Source organism: Streptomyces sp. NPDC043726 (genome assembly GCF_056436565.1).
Map to the genome: position 1 here is coordinate 108,571 of NZ_JBWKCI010000018.1, position 14,812 is coordinate 123,382.

Annotated in this window: 13 protein-coding genes; 10 read left to right on the forward strand and 3 right to left on the reverse strand. The window is 71.8% G+C overall.

Translation table 11 applies throughout. The features are described from left to right. Window positions 1-135: 135 nt before the first annotated feature. Both AC068Z_RS37705 and AC068Z_RS37710 read left to right on the forward strand, forming a co-directional pair. A complete protein-coding gene (locus tag AC068Z_RS37705; protein ID WP_478566630.1) occupies window positions 136-1,839 on the forward strand; it encodes a sensor histidine kinase in 1,704 nt (567 codons plus the stop codon). 77 nt (window positions 1,840-1,916) lie between these two features. After that, entirely contained in the window at window positions 1,917-2,564 is a 648-nt protein-coding gene (locus AC068Z_RS37710) for a response regulator (protein ID WP_478566633.1), read from the forward strand. Here AC068Z_RS37710 and AC068Z_RS37715 read toward each other — a convergent pair. Then, on the reverse strand, window positions 2,561-4,096 hold the full coding sequence (locus AC068Z_RS37715; RefSeq protein WP_478566636.1) for an aldehyde dehydrogenase (NADP(+)): 1,536 nt from the start codon (window positions 4,094-4,096) through the stop codon (window positions 2,561-2,563). The genes AC068Z_RS37710 and AC068Z_RS37715 overlap by 4 nt on opposite strands. A gap of 133 nt (window positions 4,097-4,229) precedes the next feature. Between AC068Z_RS37715 and AC068Z_RS37720 the strand changes: the two genes are divergently transcribed. The 5 genes from AC068Z_RS37720 to AC068Z_RS37740 all read left to right on the forward strand — a co-directional run bounded on the left by AC068Z_RS37720 (window position 4,230) and on the right by AC068Z_RS37740 (window position 9,391). Continuing rightward, window positions 4,230-5,003, forward strand: coding sequence for an IclR family transcriptional regulator (locus tag AC068Z_RS37720; RefSeq protein ID WP_478566639.1), 774 nt, complete (start codon window positions 4,230-4,232; stop codon window positions 5,001-5,003). An 86-nt stretch (window positions 5,004-5,089) separates the two neighbouring features. Next, on the forward strand, window positions 5,090-5,989 hold the full coding sequence (locus AC068Z_RS37725) for a hypothetical protein (protein WP_478566642.1): 900 nt from the start codon (window positions 5,090-5,092) through the stop codon (window positions 5,987-5,989). Next, entirely contained in the window at window positions 5,986-7,233 is a 1,248-nt protein-coding gene (locus AC068Z_RS37730) for a sensor histidine kinase (protein WP_478566645.1), read from the forward strand. The genes AC068Z_RS37725 and AC068Z_RS37730 overlap by 4 nt, the downstream gene beginning before the upstream one ends. Further along, window positions 7,230-7,880: a response regulator transcription factor gene (locus AC068Z_RS37735; protein WP_478566649.1), complete on the forward strand. Its 651-nt coding sequence runs from the start codon at window positions 7,230-7,232 to the stop codon at window positions 7,878-7,880. The genes AC068Z_RS37730 and AC068Z_RS37735 overlap by 4 nt, the downstream gene beginning before the upstream one ends. Before the next feature lie 53 nt (window positions 7,881-7,933). Beyond that, window positions 7,934-9,391, forward strand: coding sequence for a peptidoglycan D,D-transpeptidase FtsI family protein (locus AC068Z_RS37740; RefSeq protein WP_478566652.1), 1,458 nt, complete (start codon window positions 7,934-7,936; stop codon window positions 9,389-9,391). Between the two features lie 3 nt (window positions 9,392-9,394). Here AC068Z_RS37740 and AC068Z_RS37745 read toward each other — a convergent pair whose 3' ends face one another. Further along, window positions 9,395-10,795, reverse strand: coding sequence for an NCS2 family permease (locus tag AC068Z_RS37745; protein WP_478566655.1), 1,401 nt, complete (start codon window positions 10,793-10,795; stop codon window positions 9,395-9,397). 256 nt (window positions 10,796-11,051) lie between these two features. On the opposite strand from AC068Z_RS37745, the gene AC068Z_RS37750 reads away from it, so the two are divergent. The 3 genes from AC068Z_RS37750 (at window position 11,052) to AC068Z_RS37760 (ending at window position 13,399) form a co-directional block, all read left to right on the forward strand. Continuing rightward, window positions 11,052-11,618 (forward strand): SigE family RNA polymerase sigma factor, encoded by a 567-nt coding sequence (locus AC068Z_RS37750; protein WP_478566658.1) that lies wholly within the window; start codon window positions 11,052-11,054, stop codon window positions 11,616-11,618. Next, window positions 11,615-12,484, forward strand: a complete 870-nt coding sequence (locus tag AC068Z_RS37755) for an anti-sigma factor (protein ID WP_478566661.1) — start codon at window positions 11,615-11,617, stop codon at window positions 12,482-12,484. Before AC068Z_RS37750 ends, AC068Z_RS37755 begins: the two co-directional genes overlap by 4 nt. 84 nt (window positions 12,485-12,568) lie before the next feature. Then, window positions 12,569-13,399 (forward strand): pectate lyase, encoded by an 831-nt coding sequence (locus tag AC068Z_RS37760; protein ID WP_478566664.1) that lies wholly within the window; start codon window positions 12,569-12,571, stop codon window positions 13,397-13,399. Between the two features lie 93 nt (window positions 13,400-13,492). On the opposite strand, the gene AC068Z_RS37765 is transcribed toward AC068Z_RS37760, so the two are convergent. Beyond that, the gene (locus AC068Z_RS37765) at window positions 13,493-14,647 is read right to left on the reverse strand and encodes a right-handed parallel beta-helix repeat-containing protein (protein WP_478566667.1); all 1,155 of its coding nucleotides are present in this window, start codon (window positions 14,645-14,647) and stop codon (window positions 13,493-13,495) included. Window positions 14,648-14,812: the final 165 nt, after the last annotated feature.

A 14,812-nucleotide genomic window follows, 5' to 3' on the forward strand; every position in this document is an offset into this window, starting at 1 on the left:
TCCCCCCTGATGACGGACTCTGCTGCGGATCCAGCATCGGCGCGAGGGGGCGTTCCCGGGCAGTCTCCATAAGTCGTCGTCGTCAGCGACCAAAGAGGACGGTCGCCGTCGCGGTCCGCTGACTATGGTCGGCGGGTGGACGCACCAGCAGTCATACCCGCACCCGGCCGGACCCTCCGCTCCCGGCTCGCCGCCGCCTCCCCGTGGCCCCGCAGGAGGATCGCGGGCGAGGCGGTGCTCACCGTCGTGCTCGCCTCGCTCGCGGGGCTGTTCGACACCGCCGAGGCCGGATTCGGGGCGCGGACCGCAGCCGTGGTCCTCGGCGTCGCCGTGCTGTCCCTGGCCCGCCGGTCGCTGCCGGCTACGGTACTGATCGCCTCGGCGGCCTTCGCGGGTGCGGTGGCGGGGGCGACGCCGCTGCTGATGTACGCGAGCTGGTCGGCGGGCAGCCGCATCCTGCGGCCCGGGCGGGCGCTGGCCGCGTACGCCGTCGGGTTCGCCCTGCATGTCGCCCTCGCCGTGTTCGGGACGTCCGGCGAGGAGGTCCAGCTGTCGCCGCTCGTGACGGCGGCGATCGGCGCGGGCGGCTTCCTGGCGCTGGTGGTCGTGCCGGGCCTCGCCTCCCGCTACCGCGCCCAGCGGCACGCGCTGCTGGACACCCTGCGCCGGCACAACGCCCAACTCGTGCGCGAACAGGCGATGGTGGCGCGGCAGGCCCGGCTCCTGGAACGCCAGCGCATCGCCCAGGACATGCACGACAGCCTCGGCCACCAGCTCGCGCTGATCTCCGTGCACGCCGGGGCGCTGGAGGTGGACCCGGACCTCGGCGACCGTCAGAAGCAGGGCGTGGGCATCCTGCGGGAGGCCTCGGTGGCGGCGATGCGGGAGCTGCGGGAGGTCGTGGGCATCCTGCGCGACGGTGTGCCCGAGGGGCAGGACCCGGACGCCGGGCCGCCCCCGGCACGCGGGGCGGCCACGGTCGACGGGCTGGTGGAGTCGTCGCGGGCGGCGGGCGCGGAGGTGGAACTGCAGCGGTCCGGCACCGTACGGCCGTTGGCCCCGGCGGCCGATCACGCGGCGTACCGGATCGCCCAGGAGGGCCTGACCAACGCGCACAAGCACGCGCCGGGCGCCCCGATCACCGTGGCCCTGCGGTACGAGCCGGACAGCCTGGTGGTCGAGGTGGCCAACGGGCCGGGGGCGCCCGGTGCCGGGCCCGCGGTCAGCGGCGGGCAAGGGCTCGCGGGGCTGCGGGAGCGGGCCCGGCTGGTCGGCGGCATGGTGCACACCGGGCCCACCCCCGAGGGGGGTTTCCGGCTCGCGGGCGTCCTGCCGTACGGCGACGAGCCCCGGCCCCGGCCGGACGGCGCGACCTCCGTCGACGCGGACGACGACTTTCGGGGGCAGATCGGCACCGGGGCGGCGGGCGACGGTGGTGCGGTCATCGACCGTTCCGATCCGCAAGGGGAGTTCGCCGCCATCATGAGCAGCAAGAAGAAGGTCGCCGTCGGCTGCGGTGTCACCGCACTGGTCCTCGTCGTGGGCGTGGGCGCCCTGGTGGTGTGGGGGCTCAAGGCCCTGTGGGCCGAGGTGGAGAGCGGCACGATATCGAAGGACGTGTACCGGTCCGCGCGGATCGGCGACGCCGAGGCGGACGTGGAGAGGAGACTCCCGGACGGGGACTCCATCCTCACCTCGGGCGTCGAGGAGCAAGGGCCCCCGCTGCCCGAGGACGCGTCCTGCCGGCACTTCGTGGACGTGGACGCGGACATCGTCTACCGGTTCTGCTTCCGGGGCGGGGAGCTGGTCGCCAAGGAGTCCTACGCGTACGAGCCGTAGGGGGCGCCGGCGGGATCGGGCATGATGACGGGGCTCTGGTCATCAGTTCATCGCACCGACACCGCGCAGGAGGCCGTGTGATCCGGGTCCTCGTCGCCGACGACGAGCCGCTCATCAGGGCCGGCATCAGGATGATCCTCACCTCGGCCGACGACATCGACGTCGTCGCCGAGGCGGCGAACGGCAAGGAGGCGGTGGAGACCGCGCGCAGCGGCGCGGTCGACGTGGCGCTGCTCGACATCCGGATGCCGGTGATGGACGGGCTGGCCGCACTGGCCGAGCTGGGCCGGGCCGCGCCGGGGGTCCGTGCGCTGATCCTGACCACCTTCGGCGAACGCGACAACGTCCTGCGGGCCCTCGGCCACGGCGGCGCGGGCTTCCTGCTGAAGGACTCCGCGCCGCAGGAACTGATCCACGCGGTGCGCGCGGCGGCGGCCGGGAACGCCTATCTCTCCCCGGCCGCCACGCGGCACGTCGTGGACACCCTCGCCTCCCCCGCCGCCACCGCGCGCGGCGAGGAGGCCCGCCGCCGCCTCGCCGGCCTCACCGAGCGGGAACGCGACGTGCTCGCGCTGCTCGGCGAGGGCCTGTCCAACGCGGACGCGGGCGCCCGGCTGCACATGAGCGAGGCCACGGTGAAGACGTACGTGAGCCGGATCCTGACCAAGCTGGAGTGCGAGAACAGGGTCCAGGCGGCCCTGCTGGCCAGGGACGCGGGGCTCTAGCCGCGGCCCTCCAGGCTGCCGTTGAAGCGGCGCGGCAGACCGAGCGGGTTGTCGTCCTTGAGCTCCGGGGGAAGCAGCGCCTCGGGGGCGCCCTGGTACGCCACCGGGCGCAGCCACCGCTCGATCGCCGTGCCGCCGACGGAGGTGGAGGTGGAGGTGGTGGCCGGGTACGGGCCGCCGTGGTGCTGGGCCGGGGCCACGGCGACACCGGTGGGCCAGCCGTTGACCAGCACCCGGCCGGCCAACGGGGTCAGCTCCGCGAGCAGTTCGGGCCCCCGGCCCTGGCCCGCGGCCTCCTCGGCGGACACATGCACGGTGGCGGTCAGGTTGCCCGGCAGCCGGGACAGCACCGACTTCGCCTCGTCCTCGTCGGCGTAGCGGGCGACGACCGTGACGGGACCGAAGCACTCCTCCAGCAGCAGGTCGTACGCGCCCTCGGCCGCCAGCTTCCCGGCGGCCACGGTGAGGAAGCCCGCGCTGACGGTGTGCTCGCCGCCCGCGCCCGGCGTCACCGGCGACTCCACCTCGGGCAGTCCGGCCCGCTCGGCGACCCCGGCGACGAAGTTGTCGCGCATCCGGTGGTCCAGCAGGACCCCGGAGTCGACGTCGCTGACGGCGTCCGTGAGGGACTTGACCAGCCGGTCGCCCGCGTCACCGGCGGGCGCCAGCACCAGGCCGGGCTTCACGCAGAACTGCCCGACGCCCAGGGTCATCGACCCGGCGAGCCCGGCGCCGATGGCCTCCGCGCGTTCGGCGGCGGCGGCCTCCGTGACGAGGACGGGGTTCAGCGAGCCCAGCTCGCCGTGGAAGGGGATCGGGACCGGACGGGCGGCGGCCGCGTCGAAGAGGGCACGCCCCCCTCGTACCGAACCGGTGAAGCCGGCCGCCGAGACCAGCGGGTGCCTGATGAGCTCGATGCCCGCCTCGAAGCCGTGGACCAGGCCGACGACGCCCGGTGCGATGCCGTGCTCCGCGGCGGCGTCGCGCAGCACCTTGGCGACCAGCTCGGACAGGGCCGGGTGGTCGGGGTGGGACTTGACGACCACCGGGCAGCCCGCGGCGAGCGCGCTGGCGGTGTCGCCGCCCGCGACGGAGAAGGCGAAGGGGAAGTTGGAGGCGGAGTAGACGGCGACGACCCCGAGCGGCACCTTGTAGCGGCGCAGGTCCGGGATCGGCGGGGTCGCGGTGTCGTCGGGGTGGTTGATGACGACGTCCAGGAAGGCGCCCTCGTCGACGATGTCCGCGAAGGCGCGCAGCTGGTAGCAGGTGCGGGCGAGTTCACCGGTCAGCCGGACCGGTCCGAGCGCGGTCTCGGCGTCGGCGACCTCGACGAGCTGGTCCTTGGCGGCCTCCAGCTGCGCGGCGGCCGTCCGCAGGAAGGCCGCGCGGGTCACGCGGTCGGTGAGGGCCGTGAGCGCCTCGCGCGCGGCGCGGACGGCGGCGTCCACCTCCTGGGCTGTGGCCTCCACCGCAACCTGCTCGCGCTGCTTCCCGGTACGGGGGTCGACACTCCAGACTGGTGCTGCTGCCACCGCGGGTCCCTCCACACATGTATTGCCGCAGTACGGGGTCATTCACCAGGGTTGTTCGATATACTGAACGCTGTCTCTCATGGTGAATATGCTGTTGGAGACTATTTCCCGTCGAACGAAGGGGTCAAGGGCGATGTCGGCAGGCGAGACGGGGGGCGGGGCGCAGGTCAAGTCCGCGGTGCGGACGGTTGAACTGCTCGAGTACTTCGCCGGACGCCCCGGTATGCACTCCCTCGCGGCGGTCCAGGAGGCGGTCGGATATCCCAAGTCCAGCCTGTACATGCTGCTGCGCACGCTCGTGGAGCTGGGCTGGGTGGAGACCGACGCGACGGGCACGCGGTACGGCATCGGGGTGCGGGCGCTGCTGGTCGGCACTTCGTACATCGACGGCGACGAGGTGGTCGCGGCGGCGCGGCCGACGCTGGACCGGCTGTCGGACGACACGACGGAGACCATCCACCTGGCGCGGCTCGACGGCACGAACGTGGTCTACCTGGCCACCCGCCAGTCCCAGCACTACCTGCGCCCGTTCACCAGGGTCGGCCGCCGGCTCCCCGCCCACTCCACGTCCCTGGGCAAGGCCCTGCTGAGCACGTACACGGACGAACAGGTCCGCAAGATGCTCCCGGAGACGCTCCCCGCGCTGACGGAGAACACGATCACGGACCGGGAGAAGCTCATCGAGGAGCTCCACCAGGTACGTGAACAGGGCTTCTCCGTGGACCGCGAGGAGAACACGCTGGGCCTGCGCTGCTTCGGCGTGGCGATCCCGTACCGCACCCCGGCCCGCGACGCCATCAGCTGCTCGGTCCCGGTCGCCCGGCTGACCCCGGCGCACGAACAGATGGTGAAGGACGCCCTGTTCGACGCCCGGGACCGGCTGACCCTGGCCACGCGCCGACTCTGAGGTGATCCCCTTCTCCCCCGTCAGGCGGAGCAGGATCGTCGCCGTGCAGGAGGCGGGCGGTACCGCGGCCGCGGGAGCGTGACGGCATGACGCAGTCACTTCTCCTCCCGTACCGCTCCCCCGCACTCCTGCGCGTCGTCGCCGTCGCCGCCTGTCTGCCGTATCTCGGGCTGAAGGCCGCCTGGCTCGCCGGGAGCGAGATCGGGATTCCGGCGGGGAGTGCGCTGCTGGAGCAGCGGGGGGTGATGGCCGTCGCCAACGGGGTCACCCTGCTCATGGACTCCTGCGTCGTCCTGCTGGCGTTCGTGCTCACCCGGCCCTGGGGGCTGCGGGTGCCGGCCTGGCTGCTCGCGGGGCCCGTGTGGGTCGCCACCGGGCTGCTCGCACCGATCATGATCGGGTTCCCGCCCCAGCTCCTGCTGGACCCCGCCGACGACAGCCCCTCCGAACCCTTCCTCCACGACTGGGTGTTCAGCGTCGTCTACGGCGGTTTCATCGTGCAGGGACTCGCCCTGGGCGCCCTCTTCGCCCGGTACGCCCGCGACCGCTGGGGCCACCTGTGGCGCGGCCGGATCCGGGAACTGCCCCGCGTCGGCCCCGTCCGGCGCACCGCCGCCCTCGCGGCCACGGCCGTCGCCGTCCTCCCGCTCGCCCTCCACCTGTACCGGGCCTGCGGTGGCGACCTGTTGCGCGCCCTGGACGCCCTCTTCCTCCTCGCGGCCGTCGGCGGCGTCCTGCCCCTCGCCCTCCACCGCGCCCCGGCGCTGCCCGTCCGGGTCCCGCTCGCCCTCGCCTGGGTCGGCTCCGGCGCCGCGGCCTGCTGGGGAGCATGGCTGTCGCTGGCCGCGCTCATCGAACCCGACCAGGCCACGCGGCCGCTGCACCTCGCCCACGCCGGCCAGATGATCACCGGCATCCTGGTGGCCGCCGTAGGGGCCGACTTCCTCGCGCGGCGGTCCGCCGCCCTCCCCCGGCGCCGCGGATGAGGCAGGCCGCCCGGTTCCTGTTCGGACGGCGGACGCGCCGGCGCTGGATCCATCTGATCCTCGGCGGCGCGCTCGCCATGCCGTACGTCTTCGTCGGCGAGATCGTCGTCGGCCCCGCCCTGGGCACGAACCGGTTCTGGGGCGATCTCCGCGCCCAGCTGCTGTCGTTCGCCGTCGGCCTGCCGCTCGCCGCGATCACCGCCACCGTGTTCCCGCTGAGCCGCTCCCTGGAGGCCTCCGCCGCGCGCTCGTTGTGCGCCGTGGACGCGGACCGGCTCTCCTACGAGCCCGCCCGCGGCCGGGTCGCGAAGGTGCGCTCGGCGGCCTGGTTCACACTGCATCTGGGCTTCGGCGGGATCATCGCCGGGATGTCGCTCGCGGTGCCGCCGTTCGCCGCCGTACTGATCGCCCTGCCCGTGGTCGCCGCCTTCGGCGACGGTCTGATCGGCATGCCCGAGGCCTGGGACCAGACGTGGGTGCTGGCGCTCACCCCGGTCGCGGGCGTCGCCTTCCTCGTCGCCCTCGCCGCGTGCGCGGGCGGCGCGGGCACCCTGCTCGCCCGCTGGGCGCCGGACCTGCTCGGCCCGAGTCCCGAGGACCGGCTAGCGGCGGCGGAGGCCCGCGCCGCCGATCTGGCCGTACGCAACCGGCTCGCGCGCGAACTGCACGACTCCGTCGGACACGCCCTGAGCGCGGTCACCCTCCAGGCGAGCGCGGCCCGCCGACTCCTCGACAGCGACCCGGAGTTCGCCCGCGAGGCGCTGGCCGCGATCGAGGACACCACCCGGCGCACGGTCGGCGAACTCGACGCCGTCCTCGGGGTGTTGCGGGAGGGCGACGCGCCCGACACGGCACCGGCGCCCACGCTCGCCGCCGACCTGGACGGACTGCTGCACCGCACGCGGGCGGGCGGACTGCGGGTCACGGCCGAGGTCGGCGTCGACCCCGGGACGCTGCCGCCGATCCTGTCCCGCGAGGCCTACCGCATCGTGCAGGAGGGTCTGAGCAACGCCCTCAAGCACGCCGGGAAGCCCGTGTCCCTGCGGATCGCCCCGGCCGACGGGCGCCTGGAGATCACCCTCGACAACCCCGTCACCTCCACCCCCGTCTGCCGCCCCGGCGGCGGCCACGGCCTGCGCGGCATCGCCGACCGCGCCCGCCTGCTGGGCGGGACGGCGGAGGCGGGCGCCACCGAAGGCGGCTGGCGGCTGTACGTACGACTGCCCCTGAAGGGACCCGTATGACGATCCGTGTCGTCCTCGCCGACGACGAGCGCATGGTCCGCACCGCCCTGCGCGCCATCCTCTCCGCCGAGCCCGACCTGGAGGTCGTCGGCGAGGCGGCGACCGGCGCCGAGGCCGTGTCCGTCGTCCGTGCGCAGGCCCCGGACGTCGTCCTCATGGACGTCCGGATGCCGGAGATCGACGGCATCCGCGCCACCGAGCAGATCCTCGCCACGCTCCCGGACCCGCCCCGGATCGTCGTCGTGACGACCTTCGAGAACGACTCCTACGTGTACGACGCCCTGCGCGCCGGAGCCGCCGGGTTCCTGCTCAAGCGGGCCGACGCCGACGCGCTCGTCCAGGCGGTACGGCTGATCGCGCGCAGCGACACCCTGCTGTTCCCGGCGGCCGTACGCGCCCTGGCGACCGAGCACGCGCGCGCGAACCCCGCCCCGCCGCCCTGGGTGGCCCGGCTCACCGGCCGGGAGAGCGAGGTGCTGCGGCTGATGGCGGGCGGGCTGACCAACGCCGAGATCGCCGGGCGGATGGAGGTCGGTCCGGCCACCGTGAAGTCGCATGTGGCGGCGGTGCTGGCGAAGACGGGCACGCGGGACCGCACCCAGGCCGTGATCGCCGCCTATGAGGCGGGCTTCATGAACACTCGATGAGAAAAGCCCCGCCAGGGAACGAATCGCTCCGGTCCGCTCGTCCTGCCGGTGGGATGAACAAGACGATCAGGCGCGCATCGGTCTTCACGCTGCTCCTCGTGTTCGCTCTGCTGGTGCGGGCGACCTGGGTGCAGTTCTACGAGGGCCGGGCACTCGCGGACGACAAGGACAACCGGCGGAACGCGATTCAGACGTACGCGGCACCGCTCGGGAACATCATCGTGGCCGGTGAGTCGATCACCGGCTCGGCACGGACGAAGGGCGGCGATCTCGCGTACAAGCGCACGTACACCGACGGCGAGCTGTACGCGGCGGTGACGGGCTATGCCTCCCAGGCGTACGCGCCGACCCAGTTGGAAGGCATCTACCAGGACGTCCTCAACGGCACGGACACCCGGCTGAAGAACGCCCTGGACACGGTCACCGGCAAGCGGGCCGATCCGGGCAACGTGATCACGACGATCGACCCCGGGGTGCAGCAGGCGGCGTACGAGGCGCTCGGCGACAAGAAGGGCGCGGCGGTCGCGATCGACCCGGCCACCGGTCGGATCCTGGCGGTCGTGTCGACCCCGTCGTACGACCCCTCGTCGCTGACGGACGCGAACACGGCCGGGACGGCCTGGAAGAAGCTCACCGAGGACTCCGACAAGCCGCTGACCAACCGCGCGCTGCGGCAGCCGGTGGCGCCGGGTTCGACGTTCAAGCTGGTCGTGGCGGCGGCCGCGCTGGAGGACGGGCTGTACTCCTCGGTGGACGAGAAGACGGAGAGCCCGGACCCGTACACGCTGCCGGGCACCGTGACGGTGCTGGAGAACGAGAACAAGTCGGCGCCCTGCGAGAACGCCTCGATCCGGGTCGCGCTCCAGTACTCCTGCAACAACGTCTTCGCGAAGATGGCCCACGACCTCGGCCAGGACAAGGTGAAGGCGATGGCCGAGAAGTTCGGCTTCAACGACGACGAGCAGGACGTCCCGGTCCGCGCCTACCCGAGCGTGTACCCCTCCGGCATGGACGAGGCGCAGACCGCGCTGACCGGGATCGGCCAGTTCGACGTCACGGCGACGCCGTTGCAGATGGCCATGGTGTCGGCGACCATCGCGAACGGCGGCACGTCGGTGTCGCCGCACATGGTGTCCCAGGTGACCGACGGCGGGGGTGATGTCCTCCAGGACTACGACTCCGACGCGGACACCACGGAGGTCATCGGCTCCACGACGGCCGAGCAGCTGCAGTCGGCGATGGAGACGGTCGTCGAGGACGGCACCGGCACCAACGCGCGGATCTCCGGTGCGACCGTGGGCGGCAAGACCGGTACGGCCCAGCACGGCGAGAACAACAGCGAGACGCCGTACGCCTGGTTCACCTCCTACGCGAAGTCCGACACCAACGGCAAGGAGGTGGCGGTCGCGGTCCTGGTCGAGCAGTCCGACGCCGCCCGCTCCGAGGTCAGTGGCAACGGGCTGGCCGCGCCGGTGGCCAAGGCGATGATGCGGGCGGCTCTGGCGGACTGAGGGCTACTTGACGCCCAGCACCTGCTCGATCGGGTCGATGGCGAAGTACACGAGGAACAGCGCCGAGGTGCCCCACAGCAGCCAGTGGACCTCCTTGGCCTTGCCGAGCACGGACTTGATGAGGACGTAGGCGAGGAAGCCCGCCCCGATGCCGTTCGTGATGGAGTACGTGAACGGCATCACGGCGATGGTCAGGAAGGCCGGGATGGCGATCTCGTACCTGTCCCAGTCGATGTTCTTGACCTGGGTCATCATCAGGAAGCCGACGGCGACGAGGGCGGGCGCCGCGGCCTGGAGCGGGACGATGGTGAGCAGCGGACCGAGGAACAGGGCGAGGGCGAACAGACCGCCGGTGACCAGGTTGGAGAAGCCCGTGCGGGAGCCCTCTCCGACGCCCGCCGCCGACTCGATGTAGGAGGTCGCCGAGGACGAGGAGGCCGCGCCGCCCGCGACCGCCGCCGCGCCGTCGATGAGGAGCACCCGGCCGAGGTTCGGGACCTTGCCCTCCTCGTCCAGCAGGTCCGCCTCGGCGGTGATGCCGACGACCGTACCCATGGTGTCGAAGAAGTCGGACAGCACGAGCGTGAAGACGAGCAGCACGACCGTGATGACCGTGGTCTCGCCGAAGGCGCCGAACAGGCTGAACTGGCCGATGAGCCCGAAGTCGGGGGTGTCGACCAGCTTGTCGGGCCACTCGGGCGTGGTCAGGCCCCAGCTCTTGACGTCGGCGATCGAGTTGATGACGAGGGCGACGACCGTCATCACGACGATGCTGATCAGGATCGCGCCCTTCACCTTGCGCGCGAGCAGCCCGATCGTCAGCAGGACCCCGAGGCAGAACACGAGGATCGGCCAGCCGGTGAGGTTGCCGGTGCCCCCGAGCTGCACCGGAACCGTGGTGTTCGCCGCGTCCGGGATACGGCTGACGAAGCCGGCGTCGACGAAGCCGATGAAGGCGATGAACAGGCCGATGCCGACGCTGATCGCCTGCTTCAGGGGTTGCGGGATGGCGTGCATGACGGCCTCGCGCAGTCCGGTGACGACCAGCACGCAGATCAGCAGGCCTTCGAGGACGACCAGGCCCATCGCGTCGTCCCAGCTCATCAGCGGGGCGATTTGGAAGGCGACGACGGCGTTCAGGCCGAGGCCCGCGGCGAGCGCGAGCGGGAGGTTGCCGCCGACGCCCATGATGACCGTCATCACGGCGGCCACCAGGGCGGTGGCGGTGGTGAGTTGGACCGGGTCGAGCGTCTCGCCGAACTTGTCCTTCGCGCTGCCCAGGATGATGGGATTCAGGACAAGGATGTAGGCCATCGTGAAGAACGTGGCGAAGCCGCCGCGTATCTCACGGCCGAACGTGGACCCCCGTTCGGAGATCCTGAAGAAGCGATCGACGCTGCTCATGTGGCTCCTTGTTGCCTGAATGATCGATGTGCGGATGCTGGCTGGATTGTTCCCCTGTTGAACCCGCCTCAGGTTTTCCCCGTGTTACGGAATCACCGCTGTTCACGTGCGATCCGCCACACGCCGTTCGAAGCCTCGTACGAACCATGCATGCGCTTACTGCTACGCTTCCGCACCTCGACCGGAAGATCGCCGGACGATCACATGTCATTCACATGCCGCTGACAGGCACACTCACAGGCAGGAGAGGTCGCCCGTGGGCACAGTCGTCGACGACGCAGCCTCCGTGGAGTTCCATGCCTTCTTCGAACGCCACTACGCCGAACTCTCCCGCCTGGCCCATCTGTTGACGGGCGAGGCGGACGCCGCCGACGATCTGGCGGCCGACGCCCTGCTGGCACTGTGGCATCGCTGGGACCGGGTCCGCGCCGCCGACCACCCCGTCGCCTACGCCCGGGGCGTGATCGCCAACCTGGCCCGCACCCGGATCCGCAGCGCGGTGCGCGAGCGGCGCCGGGTCGCCCTGTTCTGGTCGCAGCGCGAGGAGAGGACCGAGAACCCGGACGTGGCCGGTGTGGTCGACGTCCAGGAGGCGCTGCGTAGACTGCCGTTCCGCAAACGGGCCTGTGTGGTGCTGCGGCACGCCTTCGACCTCTCGGAGAAGGACACGGCGCTCGCCCTGGGTGTCTCCGTGGGTACGGTCAAGAGCCAGACGTCGAAGGGGATGGCGGAGCTGCAACGGCTGCTCGGCTCGCAGGGGGCACCGTTCAGGATGCACGCGGCGATGGCGCGCACCGGCGACACCGCGGGAAGGGACCGATGACGATGCAGCGGGACGTGCACGACGAGCTGCGCGCCCGGCTGCACGAGGCGGCCGAGGCGCACGAACCGGACCGCGAGCGCATCCTCGCCCGGATCGAGCGCGGCATGGATGCTCCGGGACAGGTCCGTCCCGACCACCGGCCGGCCCGTCCGCCGGTGTTCGGCTGGATGCGCGTGGTCGGCGCCACGGCCGCGGTCGCGGGGGTGCTCGCGATCGGCGGGTACGCGGTGGCTTCGGCCGTGAAGGAGGACGCCCCGCAGCAGACGGTGGCCACCTCGCCGACGCCCACCCCCTCGCCGGACGCGACCAGCCGCGCGCCGGCCCCGCCCACTCCCCCGGCCGACCCCGGCCCGGAGCCGTCGAAGGAGGCCACCCGCGAGCCGAGCGGCACGCCGACCACGGCACGGCCGACGCAGAGCTCCGAGCCGCCCGCCGCCGGCGAGGAGGACGGTCCGCTGTGGTCGGACGGCTCGGTCGACCCGCACAGCAACGAGTTCTGGGCGCAGAGCAATGTGACCCTGAAGACCGACGAGCAACTCACGGAACTGACCGTGGAGTTGAAGGTCGCGCAGACCGGCGGGGTGACCTCCACCGGCGCCTGGCGCTCGCTGCCCGAGGACGACTTCGCGCTGACGGTCGGCGAGCGGGACGGCTTCCTCGTCTACACCTGGGTGCTCAAGGACGGCCGTGCGGTCCCGGCGGGCGAGTGGGTGTTCGCCGGGCAGTACGACCATGAGCGCGGCGGCCGGGACGCCCAGGCCGACGGCTACTCCGCGACGGCCCGCGCGGGCGACGAAGAGCTGTCCGTGGCGGGCGGCTTCGCGCCCCACCAGGACGACGAGTCGGACGCCGAAGGCGACTCGTAGGAAATTTCCGAAAGAGCGGCAACCCATTCCCGACCGGTGGCGACCAGGTAGCGCAAGGAACAACTCCCCACGCAAGGAATGGGCATGACTGCACCAGCTGAACAGCGCGTCCGCCACCGCCGCCGGGTCACCAAGCGGCGGGCGGTGATCGCCGGAGCCTCGGCCCTCGGCATCACCGGCGCGGCGATCGTCACCACGACGATGCTGTCCTCCGCGGGCGCCGCCTCCTCCTGGCCGACCGCAAAGGGCAGCCAGGCCGTGACCAGCACCATCAAGGTGTCGGGCACCTACGACGGCGGCTACAAGAAGTTCTACGGCAGCGGCGCGCTCGGCGGCGACAGCCAGGACGAGGGCCAGGACCCGGTCTTCCAGCTGGCCGACGGCGCGGTCCTGAAGAACGTGATCATCGGCACCCCGGCCGCGGACGGCGTGCACTGCATGGGCTCCTGCACGCTCCAGAACGTGTGGTGGCTGGACGTCGGCGAGGACGCGGCGACCTTCAAGGGCAAGTCCGCCTCCTCCGTGTACACGGTCTACGGCGGTGGTGCGAGGAACGGCTCGGACAAGGTCCTGCAGTTCAACGGCGCGGGCAAGCTGGTCGTGAGCAAGTTCCAGGTCGCCAACTCCGGCAAGCTGGTGCGCAGTTGCGGCAACTGCTCCACGCAGTACAAGCGCACGGTCATCATCAACGACGTGGATGTCACCGCGCCGATGAACTCGATCGTGGGCATCAACTCCAACTACGGGGACACCGCCTCGCTGCGCAAGGTCCGGATCCACGGGGACAGCGGCAAGAAGATCAAGACGTGCGTCCGCTTCAAGGGCAACAACACCGGCGCCGAGCCGACGCAGCTCGGTGTGGGCCCGGACGGAACGTCATGCCGCTTCACCGCGTCTGACATCACGTACCAGTAATCCCAAGGTCCTGCTGGCCTGAGCCCCCCTCGGTCAGCAGAAGAAGCGCCCCCCACCGGTGACGACCGGTGGGGGGCGCTGCGCTTTCCGCACTCAGTCCATCGGGGCGCCGATGGTGGTGGAGCCCGTGGTCAGGAAGGTCGTCGCGGGCAGCGAACCGTCCGCCCGCCGGGAGCCGTACGCCGTCGCCGTGTCCACCGACCTGAAGGCCGGCGTCGACACCCCGCTGTCCCAGTTGTTCGCGGCGGACAGCGTGGAGGAACCCAGCTTGGACGGACCGCCCTTGTCGCTCACCGCCAGGTTCCGGGCGAGCCGGGCCCTGCCGGTGGCGAAGTAGAAGCCCGCCTCGGCGTTGGAATACGCGGTGTTGCGGTTCAGCACGATCGCGCCCGGGTTGGAGTTCTCGGTGAAGCCGTTCAGCGTGTTGTCCCAGGCCGCGTTGTTGTTGACGACGTGCGCCACCGTCACGCCCCCGCCGCCCAGCTTGTAGCCGTTGCCGTTGCCCTCGAAGGCCGGGTCGCCCCAGCGGTTCTCGCCGTTGCCGAAGGCCCAGGAGTGGTCGATGGTGATCGGCGAGGAGAACTGCCAGAGGTCGAGGCCGTCGTCGGAGTTGTTGTACAGCCGCGCCCCGGTGATCCGGTTGCCCGTCCCGGAGCCGAACTTCACCGCGATGCCGTCGGCGTTCTGCCCGTGCCCGGCCCGGTCGTAGTTGCCGTAACTGTCCAGGTTCTCCACGAGGTTGCCGGTCGTGCCGTCGCCCCGCAGGGTGAACCCGGAGTCCCCGTTGTTCGCGGTGACGAGGTTCTTGAAGATCCCGCCCACCGAGGAGGTGGCGACGAAGCCCTGGGCCGGGGAGTTCTGGAAGGTGATCCCGGAGACGGTCCAGTAGTCGCCGTGGATCCCGGCCAGCCAGGAGCCGTCGGCCAGCTCGGAGCCGTCGATCCGCACCTTCTCCGCGCCGTGGGCCTGCAAGGTGATCCGCGCCGACCTCGTGCCGTTCGCGGTGGACTTGAGGGTGGCGGCCGGGGTGTAGGTACCGCCGCGCACCAGGATGGTGGTACCGGCGGTCGCGTTCTTCACGGCCGCTTCCAGTCCGGCCGTGGAGGACACGGTGACCGTCGTCGAGGCGGCCTCGGCACCGCCGTTCGAGAGGCCGAGGTGGACGCCGCCCGCCCCCGCGGCGACGGCCACGGCCGCGGCGATGGAGAGAGTGCGGGTCCTGCGGTGGCGTCCGGTGCTCTGACGCACGGAACGTTCCTTTCCTGGGGGATGGGGACGCCAGGCAGTCGCCACCGGGCCGCCCGAGGTTGCCGTACCTCAACGAAAACAAGCGAAACTTTCGCTGCCCCTGATCCCGCCGCCACCGATTGACGTGCTGTTTCCCGCTGGTGACACTCCGAAGGCGCGCACCTT